This window comes from Arthrobacter sp. E44 (assembly GCF_041877125.1).
Classification (GTDB): domain Bacteria; phylum Actinomycetota; class Actinomycetes; order Actinomycetales; family Micrococcaceae; genus Arthrobacter.
Window position 1 is genome coordinate 366364 of the sequence record NZ_JBHDJA010000001.1, and the last position, 17776, is coordinate 384139.

Annotated in this window: 16 protein-coding genes and 1 pseudogene; 13 read left to right on the forward strand and 4 right to left on the reverse strand. The window is 67.9% G+C overall.

Features of this window, described 5'->3' with window-relative positions:
• Positions 1 to 25: 25 nt before the first annotated feature.
• Positions 26 to 364 (forward strand): DUF3039 domain-containing protein, encoded by a 339-nt coding sequence (locus ACETK3_RS01630; RefSeq protein ID WP_236798752.1) that lies wholly within the window; start codon positions 26 to 28, stop codon positions 362 to 364.
• The gene (locus ACETK3_RS01635) at positions 364 to 2148 is read left to right on the forward strand and encodes a DEAD/DEAH box helicase (protein WP_237428489.1); all 1785 of its coding nucleotides are present in this window, start codon (positions 364 to 366) and stop codon (positions 2146 to 2148) included. Before ACETK3_RS01630 ends, ACETK3_RS01635 begins: the two co-directional genes overlap by 1 nt.
• Before the next feature lie 4 nt (positions 2149 to 2152).
• Here ACETK3_RS01635 and ACETK3_RS01640 read toward each other — a convergent pair whose 3' ends face one another.
• Together ACETK3_RS01640 and ACETK3_RS01645 are read right to left on the reverse strand one after the other, a co-directional pair.
• Entirely contained in the window at positions 2153 to 2788 is a 636-nt protein-coding gene (locus ACETK3_RS01640) for an isochorismatase family protein (protein WP_236798749.1), read from the reverse strand.
• A gap of 12 nt (positions 2789 to 2800) precedes the next feature.
• Positions 2801 to 4126: pseudogene (locus tag ACETK3_RS01645) on the reverse strand (nicotinate phosphoribosyltransferase); the annotation flags it as partial.
• A 38-nt stretch (positions 4127 to 4164) separates the two neighbouring features.
• Here ACETK3_RS01645 and clpS point away from each other — a divergent pair.
• From clpS to rdgB, 6 genes are all read left to right on the forward strand, one after another.
• A complete protein-coding gene (clpS, locus tag ACETK3_RS01650) occupies positions 4165 to 4548 on the forward strand; it encodes an ATP-dependent Clp protease adapter ClpS (protein WP_236798747.1) in 384 nt (127 codons plus the stop codon).
• On the forward strand, positions 4541 to 5107 hold the full coding sequence (locus ACETK3_RS01655; RefSeq protein WP_236798746.1) for a DUF2017 domain-containing protein: 567 nt from the start codon (positions 4541 to 4543) through the stop codon (positions 5105 to 5107). Before clpS ends, ACETK3_RS01655 begins: the two co-directional genes overlap by 8 nt.
• Before the next feature lie 65 nt (positions 5108 to 5172).
• On the forward strand, positions 5173 to 6243 hold the full coding sequence (murI, locus tag ACETK3_RS01660; RefSeq protein ID WP_373462122.1) for a glutamate racemase: 1071 nt from the start codon (positions 5173 to 5175) through the stop codon (positions 6241 to 6243).
• On the forward strand, positions 6240 to 7037 hold the full coding sequence (locus tag ACETK3_RS01665; protein ID WP_236819928.1) for an MBL fold metallo-hydrolase: 798 nt from the start codon (positions 6240 to 6242) through the stop codon (positions 7035 to 7037). The genes murI and ACETK3_RS01665 overlap by 4 nt, the downstream gene beginning before the upstream one ends.
• Positions 7038 to 7098: 61 nt before the next feature.
• Positions 7099 to 7857: a ribonuclease PH gene (gene rph / locus ACETK3_RS01670; protein ID WP_272910796.1), complete on the forward strand. Its 759-nt coding sequence runs from the start codon at positions 7099 to 7101 to the stop codon at positions 7855 to 7857.
• Complete coding sequence (gene rdgB / locus ACETK3_RS01675; protein ID WP_237428488.1) at positions 7854 to 8501, forward strand: RdgB/HAM1 family non-canonical purine NTP pyrophosphatase; 648 nt, start codon at positions 7854 to 7856, stop codon at positions 8499 to 8501. Before rph ends, rdgB begins: the two co-directional genes overlap by 4 nt.
• Before the next feature lie 74 nt (positions 8502 to 8575).
• Here the strand turns inward: rdgB and ACETK3_RS01680 are convergent, their stop codons facing one another.
• Entirely contained in the window at positions 8576 to 9370 is a 795-nt protein-coding gene (locus ACETK3_RS01680; protein ID WP_236802886.1) for a DedA family protein, read from the reverse strand.
• A gap of 82 nt (positions 9371 to 9452) precedes the next feature.
• On the opposite strand from ACETK3_RS01680, the gene ACETK3_RS01685 reads away from it, so the two are divergent.
• Together ACETK3_RS01685 and ACETK3_RS01690 are read left to right on the forward strand one after the other, a co-directional pair.
• Entirely contained in the window at positions 9453 to 10514 is a 1062-nt protein-coding gene (locus ACETK3_RS01685) for an exonuclease domain-containing protein (RefSeq protein ID WP_237428487.1), read from the forward strand.
• A 122-nt stretch (positions 10515 to 10636) separates the two neighbouring features.
• Positions 10637 to 11116, forward strand: coding sequence for a DUF4395 domain-containing protein (locus ACETK3_RS01690; RefSeq protein WP_236798736.1), 480 nt, complete (start codon positions 10637 to 10639; stop codon positions 11114 to 11116).
• Here the strand turns inward: ACETK3_RS01690 and ACETK3_RS01695 are convergent.
• Positions 11097 to 12200, reverse strand: a complete 1104-nt coding sequence (locus ACETK3_RS01695; RefSeq protein ID WP_237428486.1) for an ADP-ribosylglycohydrolase family protein — start codon at positions 12198 to 12200, stop codon at positions 11097 to 11099. The two genes, ACETK3_RS01690 and ACETK3_RS01695, sit on opposite strands and share 20 nt — an antisense overlap.
• A 166-nt stretch (positions 12201 to 12366) precedes the next feature.
• Here ACETK3_RS01695 and ACETK3_RS01700 point away from each other — a divergent pair, with 166 nt between their 5' ends.
• From ACETK3_RS01700 to ACETK3_RS01710, 3 genes are all read left to right on the forward strand, one after another.
• The gene (locus ACETK3_RS01700) at positions 12367 to 13404 is read left to right on the forward strand and encodes an aquaporin (RefSeq protein ID WP_237428485.1); all 1038 of its coding nucleotides are present in this window, start codon (positions 12367 to 12369) and stop codon (positions 13402 to 13404) included.
• 68 nt (positions 13405 to 13472) lie between these two features.
• The gene (locus ACETK3_RS01705) at positions 13473 to 14651 is read left to right on the forward strand and encodes an exonuclease SbcCD subunit D (protein WP_237428484.1); all 1179 of its coding nucleotides are present in this window, start codon (positions 13473 to 13475) and stop codon (positions 14649 to 14651) included.
• Positions 14648 to 17773, forward strand: coding sequence for an AAA family ATPase (locus ACETK3_RS01710; RefSeq protein ID WP_237428483.1), 3126 nt, complete (start codon positions 14648 to 14650; stop codon positions 17771 to 17773). Before ACETK3_RS01705 ends, ACETK3_RS01710 begins: the two co-directional genes overlap by 4 nt.
• Positions 17774 to 17776 lie beyond the last annotated feature (3 nt).

Here is a 17776-nt window from a genome sequence, read left to right on the forward strand (position 1 = left end):
ACGTCCGGCCGACGGAACGGCTAAGATGGATGGCATGACTAGCATGACGGACCCTCTCGAAAACGACCCGATGCGCGAGCTTTCCGGGGCTGGAACGTCCACGGCCACCATTGAGCGCGAGGAACTGCGCCAGGAAGTGGAGCCGGGCGACCGGGAGCGCTTCGCACACTATGTGCGGAAGGAAAAGATCATGGAGTCCGCCATGACCGGGGAACCTGTCATTGCGCTGTGCGGCAAGGTTTGGACCCCGGGCCGGGACCCGAAGAAGTTCCCGGTCTGCCCCGAGTGCAAGGAAGTCTATGAAGGCCTCCGGCCGGGCAACGACGGCGGAAAGGGTCCGGGCGGCTCGGGCAACGACAAGTAGTGACGGAGACGCTCTTTGGCGGCCCCACCCTGCCTCCGGCCTACCCGGAACGTGCAGCCTGGGGAACCGCCCCGAAACTCCGTGCCTGGCAGCAGGAAGCGCTCGACGTCTACCTGAAGAACAGTCCCCGCGACTTCCTCGCGGTGGCAACCCCCGGTGCCGGTAAAACCACCTTTGCGCTGCGGATCGCTTCCACCCTGATCGATTCGGGTGCCGTGAACCGCGTGACCATCGTTGCGCCCACGGACCACCTGAAGCGCCAGTGGGCCGACGCGGCCGCCAAGGTGGGTATCGCCATCGACCCCAACTTCAAGAACTCCGACGGCCAGCACGGCCGTGGCTTCATCGGCGTCGCCGTCACCTATGCCCAGGTAGCCAGCAAGCCAATGCTGCACCGCGCCAAGACAGAGGCTGCCCGCACCCTGGTGATCCTGGACGAGATCCACCATGGCGGCGAAGCCCTGTCCTGGGGTGACGGACTGCGCGAAGCGTTCGATCCCGCCGTGCGCCGGCTGTCCCTGACCGGTACGCCGTTCCGCTCGGACACCTCGCCCATCCCGTTCGTGGAGTATGCGGAGGACCGGGACGGCATCCGGCGCTCCAAGGCCGACTACACCTATGGTTACGGCAACGCCCTCCGGGACCACGTGGTGCGTCCTGTGATGTTTATGGCCTACTCGGGCCAGATGCGCTGGCGCACCAGCGCCGGCGAGGAAATGGCGGCGTCGCTTGGCGAGGCGGCGGTAACCAAGGACATCACGTCCCACGCCTGGCGGACGGCGCTGAACCCCGCGGGGGAGTGGATTCCCGCCGTCCTGGCCGGCGCCGACAAACGGCTCAGCGAGGTACGGCGGACCGTGCCCGACGCCGGCGGCCTGGTCATCGCCACCGACCACGAGGACGCCCGCGCCTATGCCGGGCAGCTGAAGAGGATCACCGGCGAATCACCCACCGTCATCCTCTCCGACGACGCCAAGGCGTCCAGCAAGATCGAGGAATTTTCCGCCGGCGACAAGCGCTGGATGGTGGCCGTGCGCATGGTGTCCGAAGGCGTTGATGTGCCCCGGCTCTCCGTCGGTGTTTACGCCACCTCGACGTCCACTCCGCTGTTCTTCGCCCAGGCCGTGGGCCGCTTCGTGCGTGCCCGCAAAAGGGGCGAGACGGCGTCGGTCTTCCTGCCTTCTGTCCCGCAGCTGATGGCGCTGGCCAACTCCATGGAGATGGAGCGGGACCACGCGCTGGACCGGCCGGAAAAGGAGGACGGCGACGGCCTGTTCAACCCGGAAGACTCGCTGATGGACGAGGCCAACCGGGAGGAGAAGGCCTCGGACAACCTGACCAAGGGCAAGTTCGAGGCGCTCGACTCGCAGGCCTCCTTTGACCGGGTCCTGTTCGACGGCGGCGAGTTTGGCACCGGCGGCGAGGTGGGGTCCGACGACGAGATGGACTTCCTGGGCATCCCGGGGCTCCTGGACGCGGAGCAGGTGGGGATGCTCCTGCGCCAACGCCAGCACGAGCAGTTGAACCGGAGGAACCGGAAGGCTCCTGCCGCGGCCGCCGAGAGTTCGGTGCCGGCCGTGCCTGACCACAGGATGCTGATGGACCTGCGCAACGAGTTGGCCAAGAACGTGGCCGCCTGGTCTGCCCGGACCGGAACGCCACACGGCGTGGTGCATACCAAGCTACGGACCGTTTGCGGCGGCCCTCCCGTGGCCCAGGCCAACGAGGAACAGCTGAAGTCCCGGCTGCGCAAGCTTCAGGACTGGTTCGTGGGCCGCAAGTAGCGGCTCAGGCGATATCGGCCCCGCCGAGTTCCAGTTCGGCAACGGTGTCCTCCAGGTCCTCGGCGATGCCGGCGGTCAGCGACCGCACCACCGTGACGCCGTAGCCTGCCTGGACGGCGTCAAGGGCGGTGGCCTTGACGCAGTAGTCGGTGGCGATGCCAACCACCACCAGGTCCTCCACGTCGTGGCTCTGGAGCCAGTCATCAAGGCCGACGGCGTCGTCATCCGGCTCCAGCGACTCGGCGTCCATGTCAGCGGCGCCACCGGCCTTGCGCTCCCCGGTGGGGACGGCGTCTTCGGGAGCCAGCAGGCCCTCGAATCCTGAGTAGGCGGCAGCGAACTGGCCTTTCCGGAAGTACGCGTCCACATATTCGGTGTCCAGGTCCGGGTGGAGCTCCGCTCCGCGGCTGCCTGCCACGCAGTGCCGTGGCCAGCTGTCCTTGTAGTCCGGCGTCTCCGAGAAGTGGCTGCCGGGATCAATGTGCCAGTCCTGGGTGGCCACCACATAGTCGAATTCCCTGTGGTGGGCGTCCAGGTACTCGCTGATGGCCCCGGCGACGGCCGCCCCGCCCGGAACGGCGAGCGAGCCACCCTCGCAGAAATCGTTCTGGACATCCACGATGATCAAAGCGCGGGCCATCAGTGCTCCTCGGTTGTCTTCATAGAGAGTGGGAATTGCGGCTTCGCCGCGCTGCAGGCGGTTGACCACGGGCGGCAGTTCCGCCATGGAGTCCTCATGGCGCTGCCGCGCGCGGAGCACGCCCTCGTGCCCGGTCCAGCCCGGAATCAGCTCGCCATTTTTCATGAACTGCTGCAGCAGTGGACGGTCGTTGCCGTCGTCCTCCGGGCGGTGGCCCACGCCCACCACCTCGGCGGTGGCCCTGCCGCGTTCGTCCAACTTCCGCAGTGCGTACTTGCGCCCGCCCACGCTTGCCTTGTTCTTGGCCGCTTTGGCCACGGACACGAAGTTGCCGTCATCGTCCGTGCGGCTGACAAGTTTGTAGACCATGCTGGCCGTGGGGGCGCCCGAACCGGTCACCAGCGAGGTGCCTACCCCATAGGAGTCCACGGGGGCTGACTGCAGCGCCGCGATGGCGTACTCATCCAGGTCGGAGGTGACCACGATCTTGGTGTGCTCGTTGCCGAGGTCGTCCAGCAGTCGGCGCACCCATTGCGCCTGGGCCACCAGGTCGCCCGAGTCCAGCCGGACGGCGCCCAGCCGCGGCCCTGCCAGGTCAACGGCCGTGCGGACTGCCTTTTCGACGTCGTACGTGTCCACCAGGAGGGACGTTCCCTCGCCCAGCGAGGCAATCTGGGCCTCGAACGCCTCCCGCTCGGTATCGTGCAGCAGGGTGAAGGAGTGGGCGGCGGTGCCCACGGTCTTCACGCCGTAGCGGATGCCCGCCTCAAGGTTGGAGGTGCTGTCAAAGCCCGCGATGATGGCGGCCCGCGCCGATGCGGTGGCGGCTTCCTCATGGGTGCGCCGTGAACCCATTTCGATGCAGGGCCGGCCACCCGCCGCGCTCACCATCCGCGAAGCGGCGGAGGCGATGGCGGTGTCGTGGTTGAGTACGGACAGCAGGTAGGTCTCCAGCATGCAGGCCTCCGCGAATGACGCCTCCACGATCAGGATGGGGGAGTTGGGGAAGTACGCGTCGCCTTCGGCATAGCCCCAGATGTCGCCGGAGAATTTGTAGTTGGCCAGGTAGTCCAGCGTCTCCCGGTTGACCACGTGCGTACGCTCCAGGAATTCCAGTTCGGCCTCGCCGAACCGGAAGTTGGCGATGCCCTCCAGGAGCCGCCCGGTGCCGGCGACGATGCCGTAGCGCCGGCCGTCGGGCAGCCGCCGCGCGAAAGCCTCGAACACGGACCTGCGGTGCGCGGCCCCCGAGTGGAGGGCTGCCTGCAGCATGGTCAGCTCATAGTGGTCGGTGTAAAAGGACGTGCGGGGATGGTCCCAGCCGGCTGAGGTGCTCACGAAAGTCACTCTAGTAGCCAGCCCCATAGAATGGACAGATGACCATAAGCGTTGCGCCCGGCCCTGATACACAGGAGGGCATCCGGACCGGCACAGCAGAGTCCACCGACTCCCTGACCGCGCCGGACATCCCCTGGAACCTGGTGATCTGGAACGATCCCGTCAATCTCATGAGCTACGTCAGCTACGTGTTCCAAAGCTACTTTGGCTACTCGGAGACCAAGGCGAACAAGCTGATGATGGAGGTCCACAAGAAGGGCAGGTCCATCGTCGCCTCGGGCAGCAAGGAACAGGTGGAGCGCCACGCCGTGGCCATGCACGGGTTTGGGCTTTGGGCCACGGTGGAAAAGGCCAGCGGAGGCTCCGGCGGCAACTCGGGCAGGTCCGGCGGTTCGGGCCAGGGTAAGGGGAAGCGTGGCTAAGGCATTCAAGTACGGACTCAAAGGCATCACCGGTTACCTGGAACCGGCCGAACGGGACCTGCTGCGCAGCCTGATTGACGATGTCATTTCCATGCTCCAGCCGGAGGACCGTGCCGGGCAGGACCCGCTGGCGGCCCTGATCGGACTCGACATGGACGTCGCGGAGCCCACCGACCGTGCCGTCAAGCGGCTGCTGCCCAACGTGGTGAAGGACGACGGCGGTGCGTCCCTTGAGTTCCGCCAGCTCACCGAGCGTTCACTGCGGGAAACAAAGATCGGGGCGCTGCGTGCGGCGGCGCTGGACCTGGACAAGGACGAGATCGTGCTGACGCCCGAGGGCGCAAGGCACTGGTCCATGGCGCTGAATGACGTCCGCCTTGTGCTGGCAGAGCGGCTGGATATCAGGGATGAGGCCGACGCCGAGCACGTCCACCGCATGCAGGACTGGTCCCAGGCCGAGGACGTGGAGAGCTACCTGGCGCTGGTGTACAACTTCACCACCTGGCTGCAGGAGTCCCTGGTCCAGGCCATGCTGCAATCGATGGAATCCCGCCGGTGAGCGACGGCGGCCAGGGGGAGGCCGTCCTTGTGACAGAGCAGACACGAGTCGCTGGACACAAGATGATGACTGACGCTTCCGGCACCGCCTATCCTCGAATAACCATGACAACAGCCTCGAGCGCGGACCCGTCGGCGGAAACACAGCCCGCGGCCGCCGCAAGTGACCTGCCGGCCGCCGCCCCCGAAGCCCGGCCCATCGGCGTCTTCGATTCCGGCGTTGGCGGCCTCACCGTGGCGCGCTCCATCATCGACCAGCTTCCAAACGAGTCGATCCTCTACGTGGGGGACACTGCGCACGGCCCTTACGGGCCGCTGCCCATCGCAGAGGTGCGGGCCAACGCCCTGGGTGTGATGGACGAACTCGTGGACTCCGGCGTCAAGTTGCTCACCATCGCCTGCAACTCGGCGTCGGCCGCTGTCCTGCGGGATGCCCGTGAGCGGTACACCGCCAAGTACGGCATTCCGGTCATCGAGGTCATCCAGCCCGCGGTGCGGCGCGCCGTTGCCGCCACCCGCAGCGGGAAAGTCGGCGTGATCGGAACCTCCGCAACTGTCGGCTCGCGGGCGTACGAGGACACCTTCGCAGCAGCTCCGGACCTGGACATCACCTCGGTGGCCTGCCCCGAGTTCGTCAGCTACGTGGAAGCCGGCATCACCACAGGACCGGCGCTGCTCGCCGTTGCGGAGGAATACCTGGCGCCGCTGAAGGCGGCCGGCGTGGACACCGTGGTGCTGGGTTGCACGCACTACCCCCTGCTGACAGGCGTTATCTCCTTCGTCATGGGCGCCGACGTCACCCTCGTCTCCAGCGCAGAGGAAACCGCCAAGGACGTCTACCGCGCCCTGGCCACCCACAACCTGCAGCGGACCTCTGATACCCCTCCCGAGCACCACTTCGTGGCCACCGGCGACGCCGGGCAGTTCGAGGCGCTCGCCCGGCGGTTCCTGGGCCCGGAGGTGCTGTCCGTACGCCACGTGGACCACGTCGCGGCGCAGTACCCCACCGGCAGCCTGGCCCGCATCACCCCGGAGATGATCGCCGCCGCGCAAAGCGCACGGAACCGGCCCAGGATCTCCAACTTCGTAGGCGGCGGATTTGCCAACGCGCGGCGCACCGGAGGTCCCGGCCTGTGAAGCTGACCATCGTGGGATGCACGGGCTCGTTCCCCGGGCCCGGCTCCCCGGCGTCGTGCTACCTCCTGACCGCCACCGACGGCGACCGGACCTGGAAGGTGGTGATGGACCTCGGCAGCGGTGCGCTGGGGGCGATCCAGCGCTACACGGACCTGGAGGACATCGACGCGATCTTCCTCACCCATTTGCACCCGGACCACTGCATGGACCTCTGCGGGCTGCACGTGGCCATCCGCTGGAAGCCCGGAGGCTGGGGCCGCGGCCGGATCCCCGTCTGGGGCCCCGCCGCCACGGCAGACCGGATGGCCACCGCCTACGGGCTTGAGCTGGACCCGGGCATGCACGAAGAGTTCGACTTCACTAACTGGACCGAACGCGAACCGGTGACCGTGGGCCCCTTCACCGTCACCCCATTCTCCGTCAACCATCCCATCGAGGAGGCCTACGCCCTCCGGGTGGAAGTGGTTGAACCCGGCAAGGACGGCACCCCGGTGTCCCGCGTCCTGACCTATTCCGGCGATACCGATTCCTGCGCGGGGCTTGAGGAAGCTGCCAAGGACGCAGACCTGTTCCTGTGCGAGGCAGCCTTCGAAGAGGGCCGGGACGACGGCATCAACGACGTCCACCTCACCGGCAAGCGGGCCGGCGAGGCGGCAGCAGCTGCCGGTGCGCGGCGGCTCCTGCTGACCCACATCCCGGTATGGACGTCGCAGACCACCGTCATGGCTGAAGCCCGCCCGGTGTTCCCGGGCGACGTTGCCGTCGCCGTGGCGGGCGTGCACTACACCATCTAGCTGCACCTGCCGTCTGTGTGCTGGGGACGTCCGGCGGAGCGGCACTCGATAAGCTAAAGGCATGACATCTGAAGCAACTGCAGTGCCCATCGTGCGCGCCGACGGCCGTGCCCCCGACCAGCTCCGGCCCATCAGCATCACCCGCGGATGGTCCAACCAGGCTGAAGGTTCGGCACTGATCGAATTCGGCAACACCAGGGTGCTCTGCACGGCATCGCTGACACCAGGCGTCCCGCGCTGGCTCAAGGGCGAGGGCAGAGGCTGGGTCACGGCGGAGTATGCCATGCTGCCCCGCGCAACCAACACCCGCTCCGACCGCGAGTCCGTCAAGGGCAAGATCGGCGGCCGCACGCACGAGATCTCGCGGCTGATCGGCCGTTCGCTGCGCTCCATCATCGACACCAAGGCCCTGGGCGAGAACACTATCGTTCTGGACTGCGACGTCCTGCAGGCCGACGGCGGCACCCGCACCGCAGCGATCACCGGCGCCTATGTTGCCCTGGCGGATTCCATCCGGTTTGCCCGCGACAACAAGCTCATCGCCCGGAACGCGCAGCCGCTGATCGATACCATCGCCGCCGTTTCCGTGGGCATCATCGACGGCGTCCCCATGCTGGACCTGCCGTACGTGGAGGATGTCCGGGCCGAGACCGACATGAACGTGGTGGTCACGGGCTCGGGCAAATTCGTGGAGGTGCAGGGAACCGCGGAGGGCGCCCCCTTCGACCGTGACGAGCTGAACCAGCTCCTGGACCTGGCGCTGTTGGGTACGGCCCAGCTCGCTGCCATCCAGCGCGAAACCCTGGCGGACACCCTGTGAGCAGCGTGGCGCCCCGCCTGGTGCTCGCCACGCACAACAAAGGCAAACTCCGGGAGCTCCGCGAACTGCTGCGCGGGCAGGTGCCAGGGCTCGACGTCGACACCCAGGTGGTGGATGCCGCCGCGGCAGGTGCGCCGGACGTCGTCGAAACCGGCGTGACGTTCGCCGAGAATTCGCTGCTGAAGGCGCGGGCGGTGGCCGGCGCCACCGGCCTGGTGGCCATCGCCGATGACTCCGGGCTGGCCGTGGACGTCATGGGCGGGGCCCCCGGCATCTTCTCCGCCCGGTGGGCCGGACGGCACGGTGACGATGCCGCCAACCTGGAACTCCTGTTGAACCAGCTGTCGGATGTCCCGGACGAACACCGTGGGGCCGCGTTCGTGTGCGCTGCCGCCCTGGCCCTGCCAGCGGACGCGGATGGCCCCGGCCGGGAAGTGGTGGAGTACGGGCAGCTGGAAGGCATCCTCTTGCGCGAACCGCGGGGAGGCGGCGGATTCGGTTACGATCCGGTGCTGCAGCCGGCCGGCGAGGACCGCAGCTGCGCCGAACTGTCTGCTGAGGAAAAGAACGCCATCAGCCACCGCGGCAAGGCGTTCCGGGCGCTGCTGCCGTCGATCGTGGCAGCTTTGGAAGCGGCGGGCTAGGAGAAACACGCAAAAAAGGTGCGCACCCGCGTGGGTGCGCACCTTTTTTGCTGCCGCTGGAGGCTGGAGCGTTGCTACTCCGGCCGGCTGCCGCGGATGTTGCGGGGCGTCTTCTGATCCTCTTCCGGGCCGTGTTCCTCGATGAACTCATCCACGGCATCGGTGCCGTAGGCCTGCGCCTGGCGCCTGGCGGACAGGCCGCGCAGGACTTCGATGCCGATGGGAATCACCGAGACCAGCACGATGGCGATGAAGATAATGTCCAGGTTGTCGCGGACCCACGGCACCTTGTCGCCCAGCAGGTAGCCGAGGAGGGTCACGCCGCCGCCCCACAGCACCGCGCCGATGACGTTGAACACGAAGAACTTCCGCTTGCTCATCTGGGCAACACCGACGATCACGGGAACAAAGGTGCGGATGATCGGCACGAACCGGGCCAGGATCAGCGCCTTGCCGCCGTGCTTTTCAAAGAAGGCGTGGGCGTTCTCCACGTTCTCCCGCTTGAACAGCCGGGAGTTTGGCTTGTTGAAGATGGCAGGGCCCGCCTTGGACCCGATGAGGTAACCGGTCTGGTTGCCGATGATGGCCGAGACCACGATCAGCAGGGCCAGGAGCCAGATGTTGAACTTGATGGTGTCCGTGGCCACCAGCAGGCCGGCGGTGAACAGCATGGAATCGCCCGGCAGGAAGAACCCCACCAGCAGGCCGGTCTCGGCGAAGACGATTCCGCATACCAGCAGGACCACCCAGGGGGCGAGGGCCGGATCGGCCAGGAAGACCTGGGGGTTCAGCCAATCGGGCAGGAACGACGCCATTTTCGGCTGGACCGGTCCCGCACCGCCCAGCATGGACACAGCGAGGTCATTCATCACAGGAAAGTTCACCCCTCAAGGGTACTTGACGGGCCTGTCCCGCCCAGGGTGGGGCGCGTGCGGCGGTAAGGTAGGGGCCGTGGGTTTGGACTTTACGGCGATCGACTTCGAAACGGCCAACGGCTTCCGCGGCTCCCCTTGCTCCGTGGGACTGACGAAGGTGAGGGGCGGCAGGATCGTCGAGGAGGCCTCCTGGCTGATGCGCCCACCCTCCGGGTACGACCACTTTGACCATCACAATGTCAGGATCCACGGGATCACTCCTGCCCACGTTGCCGGTATGCCCCGCTTCGGTGAGCTGTTTCCTGAGATCGGTGCCTTCATCGGCGGGGATGTACTGGCAGCCCACAACGCCGCGTTCGACCTGGGCGTGATCCGCTCGGCGCTGGAGGTGTCCGGCCTGCCCGGCCCAGCCTACGACTATGTGTGCACCGTCATGCTGTCCCGCCGCTGCTACTCGCTGGTCTCCAATTCGCTCCCGTTTGCCGCCGAGGAAGCGGGCGTCCCGCTGGTCAACCACCATGACGCCACGGAGGACGCCCGTGCCTGCGCCGGCATCCTCATTGACATCGCCGCCCGCAACGGCGCCAACAGCATCGCCGAACTCTATCTCTCCCTGGGCCTGGACATGCCCCGCCAGCAGGCCTTCGATCCCGCCACGGGCGAGCTGTCCAAGCCCAGCCTCGCGGCCGTGGCCGGTGCTTCCGGGAACGGCGCCGCGCTGGTCCGCCGGTTCCAGTCCGGCTGGCCCGAGGAAGGGGCCAACCCCGAGCCGAACGCGGATGCCGAGCCCGGCCACCCCCTGTACGCGCAGACGGTGGTGTTCACCGGGCAACTCTCCATCGAACGCCCGGAGGCGAAGCTCCGCTCGGCCCGGTGCGGCGCCCGCACCGAAAGCCGCGTCACCGCCCGGACTACCGTCCTGGTGGTGGGGGACGGGTTCGTTGCCTCGGACCTGCGCTCGGGCAGGCTCACCGGCAAGGCGCGGCGCGTCCTGGAACTCCACGAGCGGGGACAGGCCATCGAGGTGCTCTCCGAGGGCGAGTTCCTCCAGATGGTGGGCGGGGACATTCCCGGCGGCCCGCAGGGTGCCGGCGCGGACAGCTGGAAGGGCGCGTTGGCATCTGCGGTCAGCGCCTGAGCCCCATGCCCTGACCTCAGCCCCCTGAGCATCTGCCCTGACCCGTCATGCCCTCCGTTGCCTGCAGTCACGCGGCGCAACAAAGCTTGGCCGCCCGGGCAACAGGCTCCTAACCTTGCGTCATGTCCTCCCTGTTCGCTTTTCCCAATCCCGTCAATGAGTACGCCGCCAGGGTCACCGCCGCGCTGGTGGTGCTGCTCGCCGTCGTCACCGCCGTGGCAGGTTCCGCGTGGGGGCTGCTGGCCATTGCCATCGGGTTCTGGCTCCGGCTGCTTTTCGGCCCGCGGATTTCACCCCTGGCGTTGCTGTCAGTGAAGGTCATCACTCCCCGGCTGGGAAAGGTGCGGCTGGTTCCCGGGCCGCCCAAGCGCTTTGCCCAGGGGATCGGTGCGGCAGTGTCCACCGCCGCCCTGCTCCTGTTCGCTGCAGGCGCGGCACCGGCAGCCTGGACGCTCCTCGGCGTCCTGGTGGTCGCAGCGTCGCTGGAAGCCTTCGCCGGATTCTGCCTGGGCTGCACCATCTTCGGGTTCCTGCAGCGCCGTGGACTCATTCCGGAGGATGTCTGCGAAGCCTGCAACAACATCAGCCTTCGCCGGTCGTAACCTTTACCAACTGATCGGCCATGCCCCGGATGACCTCCGGTGCTTCGAGGCCATTAAGCCATTCCGCCGGCAGGCAGGCCTCCCCGTACAGGGCGCCCAGGATGTTTCCCGCCAGGGAGCCTGCCGTATCGCTTCCGCCGCTGTGGTTCACGGCCACTGCCAGGGCATCCCGGAAATGCTGGTCCGGCTGCCCGTCGGCAGCGCCGGCCGGGAGCGTGGCAAGGACGGCGTAAAGCGCGACGGCGAGGGCCTCCTCCGCGGTCCGGCCCCCGCCCAGTGCCTGGACCAGTTCCTCCGGGCCGGCCAGTTTCCCCAGGGCACCAGGTGACTTCTCCGCCAGGCGGATGGCGGCCTCCAGGCGCTCCGGCAGTTCCGGTGCGGCCTCCGGAAGGGTGGCGGCGTGGGCAGCGACTGCGGCCGCAGCGCCCCGCAGCGGCTCCCCGGTCACCAGCCGGTGGATCAGCAGGCTGAAGATTCCGGCGCTCTGGTGGGCCGCGGGATGCCCGTGCGTCAGGGCGGCGGCATCGGCACTCAGTTTGTAGACGGCGTCGGGCGTGATGTGGGGAATCAGCCCAAAGGGCGCTGAACGCATCACCGTACCGGGGCCCTTTGCGCCGGCATTAACGGGGCGCACCGCGGTTCCCATTTCGCCGGTGGCCAGCCCGCTGATGCAGTCCCTATCGGGGTGCCGGCGCTGCCGGAGCACCTCGTTGCCGTCGATCCAGCGGGGCTGGGGTGCCGGCGCAGACGCCCCGGCGTCCTCGCCCTGCGTCGCCAGCCAGCGCAGGTAGGCCAGCCAAAGGCAGGCGTTCACGTCCGCGCCAACCCCCGCGTTGGCCCATTCCAGTGCCTCCACCAGGCCGTCAACGGTGTAGAGCGTCAGTTGCGTGTCATCCGAAAAGTGGCGGGGGCCGGACAGCTCGCCAAGCCCGGTCAGCCCCCGGGCACCGAAGCGTTCCCGGATGTCGTCGATGGAATCAAACTCCACCGCGTAGCCCAGCGCATCTCCCAGCGCCCCGCCCAGCAGGCAGCCGTGGATCCGGGACTTGAGGGTGGGCGCGGGAATGCCGGGGTCAGTGCTCATGCTGTCAATGTACCGTCCCCCGTACAAACTCCGCCCAACCCAAGGGGTCCCGGGGCGCCGCCAACAGCTGGTGCCCAGCAAACGTACAGCCTGGGCTGGAATACTGCTCGGGTTGCCGTGGCCAGACCGCCGGCACGCACCTGCCTCCCACACGTAAGGTTTCCCCATGAGCACCCCAGCCCCAGCCCGCGACGCACTGCAGCCCGGCGGTACTGACACCGCCCCCGGCTTGCTGCCCCGCCTGGTGGCCGAGGCCTTCGGCAGCCTCTTCCTCGCCGTGGCCGGGCTGGGTGTGCCGTTGTTCAGCATTCCGCAGTCCAGCCCAGTTCCTGCCGCGCTTGCTGCCGGCCTGGCCATCACCGCCGCCATGCTCGCCTTCGGGCATGTCTCCGGCGGCCACTTCAACCCGGCCATCACCCTGGGGCACCTCCTCGCCGGCCGGATCCGTGCCGGTGCCGCCGCGGCATACGCCGCCGCCCAGGTGGTGGGTGCCCTGGTAGGCGCCCTTGCCCTGTTCGGGATCCTCCGGACGCTTCCCAGCATCCCGGACAGCCGCACGGCCTTCGACACCGTGGCAGCCGGTTTCGCTGCGCACTCCATCATCCAGGCGCCGCTGGCCGCCGTCGTGCTCCTGGAACTGCTGGGCGCCGCCATCATCGTGGCAGTCTTCCTCGGCGCAGCCGGCCGCAGCGGCAACCGCACCGTGGCCGCCGTCGCCGTCGGCCTGTCCTTCGCGGCCCTGCTCCAGGTGGGCCAGTCGGTGGGAAACCTGCCGTACAACCCCGCCCGTGCCGTGGCCTCAGCCGTATTCAGCTCGGGCTGGGCCATGGAGCAGCTGTGGGTCTTCCTGGTGGCGCCGCTGGCCGGCGCTGCCATCGCCGGCCTGGCGTTCCGGATCACCACGGGCGCTGAGCCTGCCGCGGCCGCTGCGCACCAGGCCTCCGACGACGGCAAGGCCGGTGGCAACCGGAAAGGCACCGACGTGACAGAGGCGGGCGACGTCGACGCCGGTGGCCTCGACGCCGACGGTGTAAACCCGGACGGCCTGGACGGGGACCTCACGGGCAATGACGACGACGGCGCCGCGGCCCCCAGGACAGGTGCCGGTACGCCCGCCACGGCCCAGCGCCAGGCCAGCGCCCGGCAGCAGGAAAGGATCCGCGTCAGCGAGGCCCAGGAATTCTTTGACGGCAAACGGTCCTGAACGCTGCACCGCGGCACTGCGTCGCGGCTATTTTCTGAAGTGTCAGTGGCTGCCGATAGCTTAGGAACATGCGGTTACTTCACACCTCGGACTGGCATCTTGGCCGTTCGTTCCACGGCGTTGGCATGCTGGACGCCCAGCGTGCCTTTGTTGACCAGCTGGTGGCAGCGGTCCAGCGCGACGGCGTCGACGTCGTCCTGATTGCCGGGGACGTATACGACCGCGCCCTCCCGGGCGTGGACGTGGTCCACCTGCTTGACGACGCGCTGGTCCGGCTCACTGCCGCAGGTGCCAAAGTGGTCCTCACCAGCGGCAACCACGACTCCGCCATCCGGCTCGGCTTCGCGTCCCGGCTGCTGGAGCGTGGGGGAGTGCACCTGCGCACCAGGGTGGAAGATTTGGCCCAGCCTCTCCTGCTTCCGCTGGGAACCGATGCGGCCGGCAAGGACGCCGTGCTGGCGCTCTACGGTATTCCGTGGCTGGAGCCCCGGCTCGTCAGTGAGCAGCTCGGGGTGGAGACGGCGAGCCATTTCGAGGTCACCCGTGCAGCAACCTCCCGGATCCGGGAGGACATTGCCCGCCGGTCGGAGTCCGCCACCGTCCACTCGGTGGTCCTGGCCCACACGTTCGCCAGCGGAGGCATCAGTTCGGACAGCGAGCGGGACCTCAGCATCGGTGGGGTCGGCGCAGTGCCGCTGGACCTGTTTAACGGCTTCAGCTACACGGCGCTGGGTCACCTGCACGGCCGGCAGGAACTGTCCGGCTCCGTCAGGTATTCGGGCTCTCCGCTGGCCTATTCCTTCTCCGAGTCCACCCACCGGAAGGGGGCATGGCTCGTGGACATCGGTCCGGAAGGAGTCGCCGCTGTGTCGGAGGTCCAATGGGAAGCCCCGCGCGCCCTGGCTGTACTGCGGGGAGAGCTGGAGGACCTCCTGGCTGAACCCGCCCATACCTGGGCCGAAGCCGCCTATTGCCAGATCACCCTGACCGACGCCCAGCGTCCCGCCCGCGCGATGGAACGGCTCCGCACCAGGTTTCCGGACACGCTGGTCCTGGCATTCGATCCGCAGGGCGGGGCGGCCACCGCGCAGGCCAGCTATAGCAGCAGGCTTGCCGGGGCACCGGATGACCTGTCTCTCTGCTGCGGCTTCCTTGAACACGTACGGGGACGGAGCGCGGACCAGGCGGAAAAGGCTGCGCTTGCCGCCGCCCTGGAAAACGTCAGGCTGCTGGAGGCATCGCGGTGAGGATCCACCATCTGCGCATTTCGGGGTTCGGCCCTTTCGCGGGCACCGAGGACGTCGACTTCGACCGGCTTAGTGCCCATGGTCTTTTCCTGCTGAACGGGCCTACGGGTGCGGGAAAGACCAGCGTGCTGGATGCCATCTGCTTTGCACTGTACGGGTCTGTTCCCGGGGCCCGGCAGGACGGCAAGCGGTTGCGCAGCGATCACGCAGAGCCCGGGCAGGAACCGGCCGTCACGTGTGAGTTTTCCGCGCAGGGCCGCCGCTTCGAGGTGACACGCTCCCCGGCCTGGGAGAAGCCCAGTGCCAGGGGTAAGAACGGCTTCACGGTTCAACAGGCCAAAACACTGCTCCGGGAGCGGGTGGACGGAACGTGGGTGGAAAAGTCGGCCCGCAACGATGAAGCGGGTGCCGAAATCATGGCGCTCCTGGGCATGGACCGTGAACAGTTCACCCGCGTGGTAATGCTGCCCCAGGGTGACTTCGCTGCCTTCCTCCGCTCCAAGGCTGCCGACCGACTGGACCTGCTGCAGAAGCTTTTTGGTACCCAGCGGTTTGAGGCCCTGGAACAGGAACTGTCCCGCCAGTCCGCTGCCGCCCGCGAGGACGTGGCGGCACTGTCCGGGCAACTCGGACTCCTGGCCTCCCGGGCGGAAACCGAAGCCGCCCCGTTGCAGCTTCCGGAGGACGACGCACCGCCCGCCGAAGATGTTCCCCGCCGCCTTGCATGGCTGCAGGCTTCCGCCGCGCGGCGCCTTGAGGAACTGAGGGACCGCGCCGCTGCCGCGGAGGCCGCAAGCCAGGACCGCCGCAACCAGGCGGATCAGGAGGCCGCGCGGCAGGGGAGGAACCGGAAACTCCAAGCTGCCATGGAGCGGCAGGAGGCCGTGAAGGAAGGGGCCCAACGGCAGGAGGAGCTTCTGTCCCGGCTCAGGCGCCACCGCCAGGCCGAAGTCCTCCAGGGACAGCTGCAGGTGGTGGACGCCGCATCGGCCAAGGTGCGCAGTGCTGCAGCCGGCGCCGAATCCGCCATGACGCTGCTCCGGCTCGCCGTTGGCGATGGCGGGGAACTGGCCCAGCTCGGCCTGGAAACGGCGGCGGAAGCTGCCGATGCGGTGCTGGAGTCCTTCACTTCCGCCGAAACCGCCGGAGCCGGTGAATGTGGCGATGCCGCCAAGGACGGCATGCCCGGGGCCGCGGAAGAACTCGGCCGGCTGCGTTCGCTGCTGGCGGTGGTCGAGGCGCGGCTGCCGGACGAGGACAAGCTCCGGGACCTCCGAAAGCGGCACCAGGCACTGTCCGGGAAGCAGGCAGAACTCCAGCAGGCCGCGGAGACGCTGGGCAACACCGTCTCGCAGCTGCTGGTGGAACGCGAACAGCTGGTGGACGGCATGGACCGGCTGGAAACCCGGTCCACCGATGCCGCACTTCGCCGCAAGGAAGCTGCCGCCGCCGCGGAACTGCTGGACGTGGTCCGGCGCCACGGTTCCGCCGTTAGGGCCCTGGGCCTCGTCAGGGGCCGTCACGGAGACTCGCGGGAGAACCTGTTGGAGGCCAAGCGCCGCTGGTTGGACGTGAGGGAGGCACGCCTGGCCAATGCGGCATCCGAACTGGCCGCGAAGCTGGTTGATGGAGAACCCTGCGCCGTCTGCGGCAGCGGCCACCATCCCAGCCCCGCAGATGCCGGCAGCGGAGGCCCCGGCCTGGCCCAGGAAGAGGAGAAAGCCCACGACATTTACGAGGCTGCGGAGGCAGCCCACGCCTCGGTTACCGCCGAACTTACCCAGGCTGAGCAGGCGGTGGCTGTCCTCGCCGGACAAGGCGGAAACACCCCCGAGGCAGAAGCCCGCGCTGCCGCGGACGGTGCCCTCGCTGCGGCAAACGACGCCGAGCAGGCAACGGAGGAACTCCAGGGCAGGCGGCAACGGCTCGAAGTACTGGATGCGGGCATTGGTCAGGCCCGGTCCGGCATGGCCGAAGCCGAGGCGGACCTCTCCCGGGTCGCTGCCTCCCTTGCCGAACTGGCTGAACAGGCTGCTTCATTGGACAAAGGCCTGGCAGGGCTGCGCGGCGGCCACCGTAGCCTGGACCGCCGGTTGCGGGTACTTGAGGAAGCCGTAGCGGTCCTCGATAAAGCGGTCGAAGCGCAGGCGCGGCTGGATGCTGCACTGCTGCAGGCTGCTGAAGCGCGCGAACACCTTGAGCGTGCCCTGCCGGAGGCCGGCTTCGCCACAGTCGCCGACGTCCGTGGCCAGCTCCTCGGAGCCTCTGAAGCCGCGGCCCTGGACGCCGCAATCCGTGCTTTCCAGGACGAAGCCGCCCGGGTGGCCGGATTGTTCGAGTCCGAGGACATCGTGTTGGCAATGGCTGAAGCCGCGGAGGGCTTCCAGATGGACGAGGAACGGCTGGCAGAAATGCGTGCGGGAGCGGCGGCTGCCCAGAACGACGCACGGGAGGCGGATTTGGCGGCGGGTCTGGCGGACCGTTGCCTGGCCTCGCTGACGTCAATTGCTGCTGAATACGAGACGCTGGTCTGCTCGTCACGGGAGCCCGCGGAGAAGGCACAAATGCTCGCCGGACTGGCTGATGCGGCGTCCGGTCGGGGCGAGAACACCTACCGTATGAGCCTCAACAGCTACGTCCTGGCCGCCCGGCTGGAACAGGTGGCCCTCGCCGCGTCGGAACGGCTGGTGGCCATGAGCGATGGTCGCTACCTGCTCCAGCACACAGACGCCAAAGCCGCCCGCGGTGCCAAGTCAGGGCTGGGGCTTGAAGTGGTGGACCAGTGGACGGGCTTCCGCCGGGATACGTCCACCCTGTCCGGCGGCGAGTCCTTTATGGCGTCGCTGTCCCTGGCCCTGGGCCTGGCGGACGTTGTCCAGCAAGAGGCCGGAGGAGTTGAAATCGAGACCCTGTTCGTGGATGAGGGCTTTGGAAGCCTGGACGAACAATCGCTGGAACAGGTGATGGATGCCCTTGAAGGGCTTCGCGACGGCGGCAGGGTAGTGGGCCTTGTCAGCCATGTAGCCGAGATGAAACAGCGGATCGGCACGCAGCTGCAGGTACTCAAGAGCCGGAACGGCTCCACGCTCCGGATCTCCGAAAGCCTGGACGCGCTCGTCTGACCG